The organism is Bacillus sp. 05T22 (genome assembly GCF_056396765.1).
Map to the genome: position 1 here is coordinate 1 of NZ_JBFTMC010000137.1, position 10,340 is coordinate 10,340.

Annotated in this window: 12 protein-coding genes; 2 read left to right on the forward strand and 10 right to left on the reverse strand. The window is 34.8% G+C overall.

Annotated elements, in window-relative coordinates; translation table 11 throughout:
* Both AC1DIT_RS24930 and AC1DIT_RS24935 read right to left on the reverse strand, forming a co-directional pair.
* Nucleotides 1-478, reverse strand: a 478-nt coding sequence (locus AC1DIT_RS24930) for an ABC transporter permease (RefSeq protein WP_476998482.1), incomplete at its 3' end; no start/stop codon positions are given.
* Entirely contained in the window at nucleotides 456-1,181 is a 726-nt protein-coding gene (locus AC1DIT_RS24935; protein WP_016114694.1) for an ABC transporter ATP-binding protein, read from the reverse strand. The genes AC1DIT_RS24930 and AC1DIT_RS24935, both read right to left, overlap by 23 nt.
* 182 nt (nucleotides 1,182-1,363) lie before the next feature.
* Here AC1DIT_RS24935 and AC1DIT_RS24940 point away from each other — a divergent pair, with 182 nt between their 5' ends.
* Nucleotides 1,364-1,795 carry a GNAT family N-acetyltransferase gene (locus AC1DIT_RS24940; RefSeq protein ID WP_016131380.1) on the forward strand — a complete coding sequence of 144 codons (432 nt, stop codon included), beginning with the start codon at nucleotides 1,364-1,366 and terminating at the stop codon, nucleotides 1,793-1,795.
* 26 nt (nucleotides 1,796-1,821) lie between these two features.
* Nucleotides 1,822-2,361 (forward strand): HAD-IIIA family hydrolase, encoded by a 540-nt coding sequence (locus tag AC1DIT_RS24945; RefSeq protein ID WP_016131379.1) that lies wholly within the window; start codon nucleotides 1,822-1,824, stop codon nucleotides 2,359-2,361.
* A gap of 188 nt (nucleotides 2,362-2,549) precedes the next feature.
* On the opposite strand, the gene AC1DIT_RS24950 is transcribed toward AC1DIT_RS24945, so the two are convergent.
* The 8 genes from AC1DIT_RS24950 to AC1DIT_RS24985 all read right to left on the reverse strand — a co-directional run bounded on the left by AC1DIT_RS24950 (nucleotide 2,550) and on the right by AC1DIT_RS24985 (nucleotide 10,184).
* Nucleotides 2,550-2,990 (reverse strand): GNAT family N-acetyltransferase, encoded by a 441-nt coding sequence (locus tag AC1DIT_RS24950; RefSeq protein WP_016114691.1) that lies wholly within the window; start codon nucleotides 2,988-2,990, stop codon nucleotides 2,550-2,552.
* Nucleotides 2,987-3,460, reverse strand: a complete 474-nt coding sequence (locus AC1DIT_RS24955; protein WP_016131378.1) for an SAM-dependent methyltransferase — start codon at nucleotides 3,458-3,460, stop codon at nucleotides 2,987-2,989. The genes AC1DIT_RS24950 and AC1DIT_RS24955 overlap by 4 nt, the downstream gene beginning before the upstream one ends.
* Nucleotides 3,461-3,565: 105 nt before the next feature.
* Nucleotides 3,566-4,255: an aspartate/glutamate racemase family protein gene (locus AC1DIT_RS24960; RefSeq protein WP_476998483.1), complete on the reverse strand. Its 690-nt coding sequence runs from the start codon at nucleotides 4,253-4,255 to the stop codon at nucleotides 3,566-3,568.
* 125 nt (nucleotides 4,256-4,380) lie between these two features.
* The gene (locus AC1DIT_RS24965) at nucleotides 4,381-5,820 is read right to left on the reverse strand and encodes a GntP family permease (protein ID WP_016131377.1); all 1,440 of its coding nucleotides are present in this window, start codon (nucleotides 5,818-5,820) and stop codon (nucleotides 4,381-4,383) included.
* Nucleotides 5,821-5,864: 44 nt separating this feature from the next.
* On the reverse strand, nucleotides 5,865-7,079 hold the full coding sequence (locus AC1DIT_RS24970; RefSeq protein WP_016131376.1) for an iron-containing alcohol dehydrogenase: 1,215 nt from the start codon (nucleotides 7,077-7,079) through the stop codon (nucleotides 5,865-5,867).
* A gap of 110 nt (nucleotides 7,080-7,189) precedes the next feature.
* Nucleotides 7,190-8,629 (reverse strand): GntP family permease, encoded by a 1,440-nt coding sequence (locus AC1DIT_RS24975; protein WP_476998484.1) that lies wholly within the window; start codon nucleotides 8,627-8,629, stop codon nucleotides 7,190-7,192.
* 233 nt (nucleotides 8,630-8,862) lie between these two features.
* The gene (locus AC1DIT_RS24980) at nucleotides 8,863-9,528 is read right to left on the reverse strand and encodes an HAD family hydrolase (RefSeq protein ID WP_016132758.1); all 666 of its coding nucleotides are present in this window, start codon (nucleotides 9,526-9,528) and stop codon (nucleotides 8,863-8,865) included.
* 14 nt (nucleotides 9,529-9,542) lie between these two features.
* Complete coding sequence (locus tag AC1DIT_RS24985) at nucleotides 9,543-10,184, reverse strand: class I SAM-dependent methyltransferase (protein ID WP_016131373.1); 642 nt, start codon at nucleotides 10,182-10,184, stop codon at nucleotides 9,543-9,545.
* Nucleotides 10,185-10,340: the final 156 nt, after the last annotated feature.

Sequence of the window (10,340 nt, forward strand, 5' to 3'; positions counted from 1 at the left end):
CATCTATATATCTTACCAATAGTGATAACATACACCGAAAAACGGTAAAGGACAGCCAAAATAATACGACTTGTAAAAGAGAAGCTCCCATACTCTTAACCAATATAGGTAACATAATGAGCGTTACAATGATATTTGTTATACTTATTCGAATACATGTGTATACCATGCCATATTTCATTAATTTTCTTATGTGAACTGGATGCTGAATTAAAAACAGGCTATCTGCTTGCTCAAAAAACGAACGCATTCCTCTTGAATATGTAACAAAGAAAAATACAAACAAGCTCAATAAAAAATAAGCCGGTTCTTCTGCAGATAATTCTCTTGTCCATAACGAACGATAATAAATCCCGCTAAATACAAGTACTGGAACGATAAAATATAATGCGACTGTCCAATCAGTTACAGACCGAATGGATTTCCATTTTCTTTTCAGTTCATGACGCAACCTTTTATAAAATTGTTGTTTCATCATGTTGTTCCCGCCTTACGATTGCATCAAAACAATCTAATAATGGACTCTCTGGCATTTCTGCTAGGGATTGAATTGTTTGTAGATTACCGTTTGCTAATAACGTTCCTTGTGAAATAAGTAAAAATCGTTCACAGATTCTTTCCGCTGTATCTAGCACATGAGTACACAGTAAAATCCCTACTCCCCGCTCTTTTTCTTTATATAAGAAATTTAAAAATTCTCGTGTTGCTACTGGATCTAATCCAATAAACGGTTCATCAATAATATAAAAGTCTGGTTCCGTTAAAAAAGCCAAAATCAACATTGATTTTTGTTTCATACCTTTTGAAAACTTTGATAAGTATTCATGCTTATGCTTTTCCATTCGAAATGTATGTAATAACTCCTGTGCACGTTCCTCCCAGCTCCCTATTTCACACCCACGTGCAGCCATTAACAATTCAATGTGCTCCCATAATGTTAAATAATCATAATACGTTGGGTGTTCTGGCACATATGCATACGGATTCTCTTTTTCACCAAACGAAATTTCACCCTCCATATTTGCAAGTAAGCCAAGCATTGATTTAATTGTCGTACTTTTCCCAGCTCCATTTGCACCAATAAGAGCAACTAGTTCACCTTTTTCAATTGAAAATGCTATATCATGGATTGTTTTTTCTCCTGCTTCATAACCCGCTGATCGAATATTGACCTGTAACAAATTACTTCCCCTCTTCCCACTTACAATAAACCCCAGGAAAATCATAACATATTTCTTCTTAAAATATCATTCTATATATCTAATATATTAAATATTCGTATTACTAGCAGGAAAAAACACTTTTTAACAGAATCTTTAACATTTGGAGTTATTAATTTATATTTACAGATGGAGTTGAGAGTATGAAATCTCACATTCGAAAAGCAACTGTGAACGATATAGAAGCACTTTGTTCACTAACAAAAGAATTAAAAGGTTCTGATATTTCTTATGTAGACATGCAAAACCGCTTACAATTTGTTGAAATGAGCCCATTTGACTCCTTATATGTTTACGAAGAAGATGATCATATATTTGGATTCCTTGGATTTCGTATACGTGAGAACTTAGAAGATGTGACACGATACGGGGAAATATCCATTATTAGTGTTGACTCCACAGCACGAAGAAAAGGAATTGGACAAATTTTAATGGAGTATGCTGAACAGTTAGCTAGAGAGCATAACTGTATTGGAACATGGCTTGTAAGTGGTACGCAAAGAAAAGATGCTCATCCATTCTATAAAAAATTAGGATACGAAATAAACGGATATCGATTTGTAAAATACTTTTAATTTACTAGTTGAAGGGAACTACTATTATGACAAACATTCAAGCAATATTTATCGATCGTGATGGAACCATCGGAGGAGATACTATCGTACATTATCCTGGTGAATTTACCTTATTTCCATTTACACAAGACGCCTTACGTGCATTAAAAGAACAAAATATAAAATTATTTTCCTTTACAAACCAGCCTGGCATTGCTGATGGAAAAGCAACCGTGAAAGATTTTACCCAAGAACTAGAAGCCTTTGGTTTTGATGACGTCTATCTTTGTCCTCACAGACATGGAGATGGATGCGAATGTCGAAAGCCAAGTACAGGTATGCTTCTACAAGCAGCAAAGAAACATGAACTGGATTTAACAAAATGTATCGTCATTGGTGATCGCTGGACTGATATCGTTGCAGGTGCAAATGTTCATGCAACAACGATATTAGTTCAAACGGGTGCCGGGCATGACGCATTACATACATATCGCGATAACTGGGCTCATATTGAACCGAGTTATATTGCAGAAAACTTTCAAGATGCTGTCATTTGGATTCTGAAACGAATTACAACACAAATTTAAGAAGCACCTTATTAAAAAACCCTAACATATTAATCAAAAGTAATATGTTAGGGTTCTTATTTTTCATATACAAATCTACAAGCAATCGCAAATAATATTGTACGTTGTATTCACAGGTACTGGCACAATAGTAATATACGTTGAATGATAGAGTTCGGTTTGTATTTTCGCCTGTATTAATATTGAATTTAGAAAGTTAATTCATAATGGAAATAACGATTATCTCTCAAATATCCATTCTCGGCATATAATCGCTGTGCTGATATGTTATCTATTTCTGTTTGCAATTTTAATCCTTTTGCACCGTTCTCTAGTGCGAAAATTCTAGCCGCTTCTAATAATTTTTTTCCAATACCTGCGCCGCGTTTACCTTCTTGTACAAATAGGTCATTTAAAATCCATAGTTCTTTCATCGAAACTGATGAAAAAGAAGGATATAATTGTGTGAATCCAAGGTACTCCCCATCTTCAACAGCTACAAAAATTACAGATTCTTTTCGCTCTATGCGATTACGCAAAAATACTCTTGCTTCTTCCACATTCGACTCTTGTTTATAAAAGGTACGATAATTATTAAATACTGATGCTACTCCATCTAAATCTTCAATTGTCGCTTCATATATTTTCACTTTACTTCGCTTCCTTTCCAATACTCCTTCATAAGGTCCGTTACCCATTCAGGTTGTAAAATATCTTCATTCGGTAAAAATTCTCTCATAACAGGCTTTATATCCAATATAGGTGTACCGTCAATTGCATCTAATCCTTCAACTACAATTGATTTTCCTTCTCGCCTTACAACTTTTGCAATTGTCGCCCCCAATCGATTTGGACGATTTTTTCCCCGCTGTGCAAAAATACCTATTTTCGGATATTCCTTATTATTTCGTGGATGTCTAGCCGAAGATTGAATCTGTTCATCTTTCACTTTATGAAAATAAAAGATTACTTCAATATGTGAAAAATCTTCAATTCCTTGTATACTCTCTTCTGCATATGAATCCGTTAATGTAATAAGAGATTGTACATCTCCCCATTCATCATCCATTATCATTTTTCTTTCATTATGTACAAAAGCAATTGGCCTAAGTGAAAGCATCCATACTCCCCCTTTTTTGTAACCACTTACATTATAAAGTATTTTCTGAATGTTTTCCATCTATAATACCGAATATTTGTTTACATAATAAAATTATAATCACCATTAATCTAAAGCTGTATTTACAGCTGCAACCGCATGTATGATAGCCGTATCGAATACTGGAACTTGAGAATCTTCTTGTTTTATTAATAGCCCTATTTCCGTACACCCTAATATAATTCCTTCTGCCCCATTTTGTACGAAACGATTTATTATTTCTTTATAGACATCTCTTGATGTTTGATTAACCTTTCCCAAACATAACTCGTTATATATGATTCTATTTACTATTTCCCTATCAGTTTCATTTGGAACAATTACTTTTATTCCATTCTCCTCTATACGTGATTTGTAAAAATCTTGTTCCATGGTATATGTTGTTCCAAGCAAACCAATTGTTTGAATCTCTTGTTTTTTTATTTCCATAGCTGTTGCATCCGCAATATGTAAAATAGGGATACTCACCTTATCTTGAATATTACTAATCACTTTATGCATTGTATTCGTACAAATAACAATGAAGTCTGCGCCAGCTTTCTCAAGAGAATATGCAGCTTCTCCTAATACGCTTCCCGCTTTTTCCCAATTACCTTCAGATTGGCATTGTTCAATCTCTTCAAAGTCAACACTATACAAAAGACATTTCGCTGAATGTAATCCTCCTAATCTCTTTTTTACTTCTTCATTAATAATGCGATAATATTCAGAAGAAGACTCCCAGCTCATTCCACCAATAAKACCAATCATTTTCATAATTTCCATCCTCCTTGTTTAGAATAACAGATTATCTTTCTGTTATTATTATACATTTTTCACATAATAAAACACGACTTTTACTTAAATGTTAAAGTCGTGTTTTACCAATTATCACAAATATATTATACAATTCCCGTTAAGCTATAAACACCAATCACCACAAAAACAGCCAATGTTTTAATAATCGTAAGTGCAAAAATATCGCGATATGATTGTTTATGCGTTAATCCAGTTACTGCCAATAATGTGATAACGGCACCATTATGTGGTAATGTGTCCATTCCTCCTGATGCCATTGAAATAACTCTATGCATAACCTCAAATGGGATATTATATTGCTCTGCTGCTGCAATATATTTCTCCGACATCGCACTTAAAGCAATACCCATGCCTCCTGATGCTGATCCAGTAATTCCCGCAAGGACGTTTGTAGTAACTGCACCATTAACAAGCGGATTGGTAAACGTTGTAGAAATGCTATCTCGAATGACACCAAAACCAGGCAATGCCGCTATAACCCCTCCAAAACCATATTCTGCTCCCGTATTCATAGCAGCAAGCAATGCACCACCAATACTTGCATTTAAGCCGGCTTGAAATCCTGTGACTAAGCGTTTCCAATTTAAAATTATCGTTGTAATAATTCCGATTAATAGTGCTAGTTCAACAGACCATACACCTAGCACACCGGAAAGTTCTACTTTACCAAACGCCTTTAATCCAATCGATGAAAAATCAAAACCCTTTGGATACCATGTTGGAATCAATACTGTAAACACTTTATTCATTACCCCTACTAAAATAAGTGGTACAAAAGCAAGTACTTGACGAAGCGGTGTAATTTCAGAAGCATGAATAGCTGGCTTTATATTTTGTTCTGTTTCTGTTGTTGCGGCCATTTCAGGATTTTCTTTTTCAAACCCATAATACCCTTCACCACTTTCTTCGGCTTTTTTTCGTCTTCTTTCTAAATACAACATACCAACAAGAAATACAAAGATTGCCCCAATAATTCCAAGAAATGGAGCTGCATAAATGTCTGTTTTAAAAAACGTGGTTGGAATAACATTTTGAATTTGCGGTGTCCCCGGAAGCGCATCCATTGTAAACGTAATCGCTCCAAGAGCAATTGTTCCTGGTATTAATCGTTTTGGAATATTAGCCTCTCGAAATAAATTAGCTGCAAATGGATATACCGCAAAAGCAACTACAAACAAACTAACGCCACTATAAGTTAATATAGCCCCCATTAGAACTATTGCTAGTATGGAACGTTTGACACCAACTAGCTGAATAATAGTTTTTGCAATAGACTCCGCAATCCCTGACATTTCTACTACCTTACCGAAAATTGCTCCGAGTAAGAATACTGGAAAATATAATTTAATAAACCCGACCATTTTTTCCATAAAAATATTAGAGAAAAAAGGTAATACGTGACTTGGTTCTGTTAATAAAACCGCAAATAGCGCGCAAATTGGGGCAAATAATATAACCGAAAAACCACGATAGGCAACAAACATCAGCATGCAAAGAGCCAATAAAATAATTACTAATTCCATCTCCTGCACCCCTTTTCATTTCCGCGGAAATATTTTAATAATATTCAGAATTCTATTGAGGTACTTATAGAATTTTCATATTGATAGTCAAAACATATACGATACAATTTTTTCACCTCATGATAAGAAGGGATGCGTGGGTTATTACTCGGACTCCCACTGGCCAATGCATCTTTCGCCATTTTTAAAAGAGCATTTTCAAATTCAACCTGATCAATTCCGTACTCCCTAAGATTAGGAATACGTAGATCCAAACAGAGTTTCTTTATTTCAAAAATAGCATGGTTAGCAAGCTCTTCATCAGATAATGAATGTAATTCCGGATTTATAATCCGCCCAACATCTGCAAGGCGTTTGACTGAGCAAATTTTTGTAAAATCTAAAACTGCTGGTAGTAACATCGCATTTGATATACCATGGGGTACATGAAATAGCGCTCCAATTGGACGTGACATTCCATGAACTAAAGTGACCGATGCATTTGAAAAAGCAATGCCAGCTTGTAAGGAAGCAATCATCATTGCTTCTCGTGCTTCTATATTTGTCCCATTTCCATAGGCAATCCGCAAGTGTTTCATAATCGCTCCAATTGCCGCAAGTGCTAGTACATCTGTAAGCGGTTGCGAAAATCTAGAAAGATATGCTTCAATTGCATGACATAGTGCGTCAATACCTGTTGCTGCAGTAATATTCGGTGGAACAGAACGTGTCAATAAGGGATCGATAATCGCGATTTGTGGCGTGAAATTTGGGTGCTTAATCATCATTTTGACATCTGTTTTTGTATTTGTAATAACAGCAACACTGGTCACTTCCGATCCAGTACCAGATGTTGTCGGAATTGCAATAAGTGGTAATGGTTGCTTTTCTATTTCCACATGATTTTGAGCATACTCTTCAATCTCTCCACCATTTGTAGAAAGCACTGCTACAGCTTTTGCCGCATCAATACAACTTCCTCCACCAAGCCCAATGATAAAATCACATTTCGACTCTGCACAAATCGTTAACGCTTCCAAAATATGAATGTTTGTTGGTTCCGCATTTACATTTTCATAAGTAATAACATCTATTTTTTTCGCTTTTAGTAGTTTCACGCACGCATCGATATAGCCAAGCTTTTTCATAATAGAATCACTGATAATAAAAGCTTTTTTTCCTAATTTAATTGCTTGTTCCCCTAATTTATCAAGTGAATTTCTCCCATACAAAACGTTCTTTGGCATACGAAATTCAGCGATTTCTTGCAAATACTCCACCCCTTCTTTCCCTACTAAATATTTTATAATGTGAAATTTCCATTGTATAAATTATCAAATGTAATATTCCACTTCGATTAATTATTTCCTTCCCCAGACTAATAAATTTATTAGTAGATTCCTGTAAATGTATAAAAGGCAATTACTAAAAATACAGCGACCGTTTTCAATATTGTCACAGCAAATATATCACGATACGATTGTTTATGCGTTAACCCTGTAACAGTAAGGATTGTAATAATTGCTCCGTTATGTGGCAGTGTATCCATTCCCCCCGATGCCATTGAGACAATACGGTGCATAACTTCAAGCGGAATATGATATTGTTCTGCCGCTGCAATAAATTTATCACCCATAGCGCTTAAAACAATTCCCATTCCACCTGAAGCCGAACCTGTAATACCAGCAAGAATATTCGTTGTCACAGCTCCATTTACGAGTGGATTGGTAAATGTTGCAGAAATGCTATCTCGCATAATCGCAAACCCTGGAAGTGCTGCAATTACGCCACCAAAACCGAATTCTGCTCCTGTATTCATTGTTGCAAGCAATGCTCCTCCAATACTTGTATTCAATCCTGCTTGAAATCCTGTTACAACACGCTTCCAATATAATAAAAGCGTTGTTATAATCCCAATGATGAGTGCTAATTCTACCGACCAAATACCAAGTACTGCGCTTAACTCTACCTTACCAAACGATTTCATTCCAATTGAGGAAAAATCAAAACCATTTGGATACCATTTTGGTATTGTTATTGTAAAAAACTTATTCATAACTCCTACTAAAATAAGTGGTACAAAAGCAACGACTTGCTGTACTCTTGAAATCTCAATACTTTGAAGAGAAGTATGATTCTTTTGCTCTAACTCCAGTGATGCTGCCATTTCAGAATTCCCATCTTCAAAACCAAAAYATCCTTCTCCAGCTGCTTTCGCCTTCTTACGTCGACTCTCTAAATAGATCAATCCTAACGTTAAGACAAAAATAGCACCAATAATACCAAGTATAGGTGCTGCATAAATATCTGTTTTAAAAAATGTTGTCGGGATTACATTTTGAATTTGCGGTGATCCTGGGAGTGCATCCATCGTAAACGTGACAGCTCCAAGAACGATTGTTCCAGGTATTAAGCGCTTCGGAATATTCGCTTGACGAAACAACTTTGCAGCAAATGGATATACTGCAAACACAACAACATAAACACTGACACCGCTATAAGTTAAAACAGCACCCATTAAAACGATAGCCAAAATGGTCCGTTTTTCACCTACTATTTCAATAATTGTCTTAGCAATGGAATCTGCAATTCCAGACATTTCTACTACTTTACCGAAAATAGCACCTAGTAAGAAAACTGGAAAATACAACTTAATAAAGCCTACCATTTTCTCCATAAAAATATTCGAAAAGAAAGGCAGTACAAAACTAGGTTCTGTTAAAAATACTGCAAATAGAGCAAAAATCGGTGCAAATAAAATAACAGAAAATCCTCTATAGGCAACAAACATAAGTAAACTAAGTGCTAATAAAATAATAACTAGCTCCAATTCTCTCACCTCCCTTTGATTGAAAATTCAATCTTTTTAATCCGAATTTTTTCTATGTATCCCTACAAAATATCGCTTTTATAACGATTCAAATACTGACATTCCTCCTCCTTTTCTAACAAAATTTTTATAATTAAAACAGCATATTTATTACTATTCTATTACATATGAAAAATCCCTTTAAACGAAAACATTTAACTATTACTCGTTATAAAGGGATTTGCTTTTTTGTTTTATATTTTAAAACTTCTGTCTTTTTCACAAAAGCTTCGCAACTCTTCGACATGTTTCACAATATGTGTCGCTCCTGCTTCTTTTAATTCTTCTTCACTCCCATATCCATACAATACACCGATAGAGTCAATCCCATTACAATTAGCTCCTATCATGTCATGCTTTCTATCCCCAATCATCACTACCTCTTCTCTTTGCAACTCTGGATTTGTATGCAAAATACATTCAATAATTTCATCTTTCTTTATTCGGGTTCCATCTAAATTACTACCAACAATTTCTTCAAAAAAATGAATCAAGTTAAAGTGTTCTAAAACTTGTTTTGCAAATACAGTGGGTTTTGAAGTTGCAACAAATAATCGTTTCTCTTCATCTTTTAACTCTTGTAAAATATAGGGAATCATCTCATATGCACTATTCTCAAGTAGGCCGCTTCGCTTTAGATATTCACGAAAATATGTAACAGCTTGCTCTACTTGTTTTTCGTCCATTCCGTATCTATCTACAAACGAATGCTGAATTGGTGGACCAATAAAAGAATCTAGCTCTTTCTGATTCGGTTCATCTATTCCCATTTTTCGCAATGCATATAAAACCGAATTTACAATTCCTTCTTTCGGATCTGTTAATGTTCCATCTAAATCAAATAAAAATGTTGTATACATCCATTCTCCCCCATTTACTTTACTGTGTATGTAATCCACCAAAAACATTCACCCATATGAACTTCTAAATCTATTGCAAAAAGTTCAAAGGTAGCTATCAGTTCTTCTTTCGTATAATAGTTCTTTATAATTTCATAATGTTCTCCACTAGCAAGTGAACGAACTTTATACGTATTTTCATCTCCATCTTTATATAAAAGCTGTCCACCAATTCCTTCATTATACATATTATCTGCGAAGCAAATCATTGCTCCTTTTTCTAACACTTTATGAAATTGTTCTAGAAAATTAGTGACTTCTTCTTTTGCAATGTGCGAGAACCAAAAGTTTGCATATGCTCCTTGAAATGTTTTCTGGAATCTTCCCAACTCAAATGCGTCTCCTTTATGAAAAGAAACTCTTTCTTTTGGAAGTTCCTTTGCTTTTTCTACATCTAGTACTTCTTCAGAGTAATCTATTGCTGTAATATACGCAGCGACTTCCACTACATATTGCGTCCAATATCCTGTACCACAAGCGACTTCTAGAATTTCCTTCTCACGAAATAACTCTTTCAGTTTTTGTTGTAATATGAATTGTTCCGCTTGTCTCACTGCATCGTCTCTATCATATACCGTTTCATACTCTTTGGCACGATTACTATAATATGTATACATAACACATCACCCCTAATTGACAAATCTCCACCCTTTCTATCATTATCAAAATATTCGTTCGCTTTGGAATTTTATCGTTTTTCTGCACACATCATTTGTTTCTCTTCAAATCGATCCAAAAATAGATATAATCCAATTGTATGATAAATATAATTT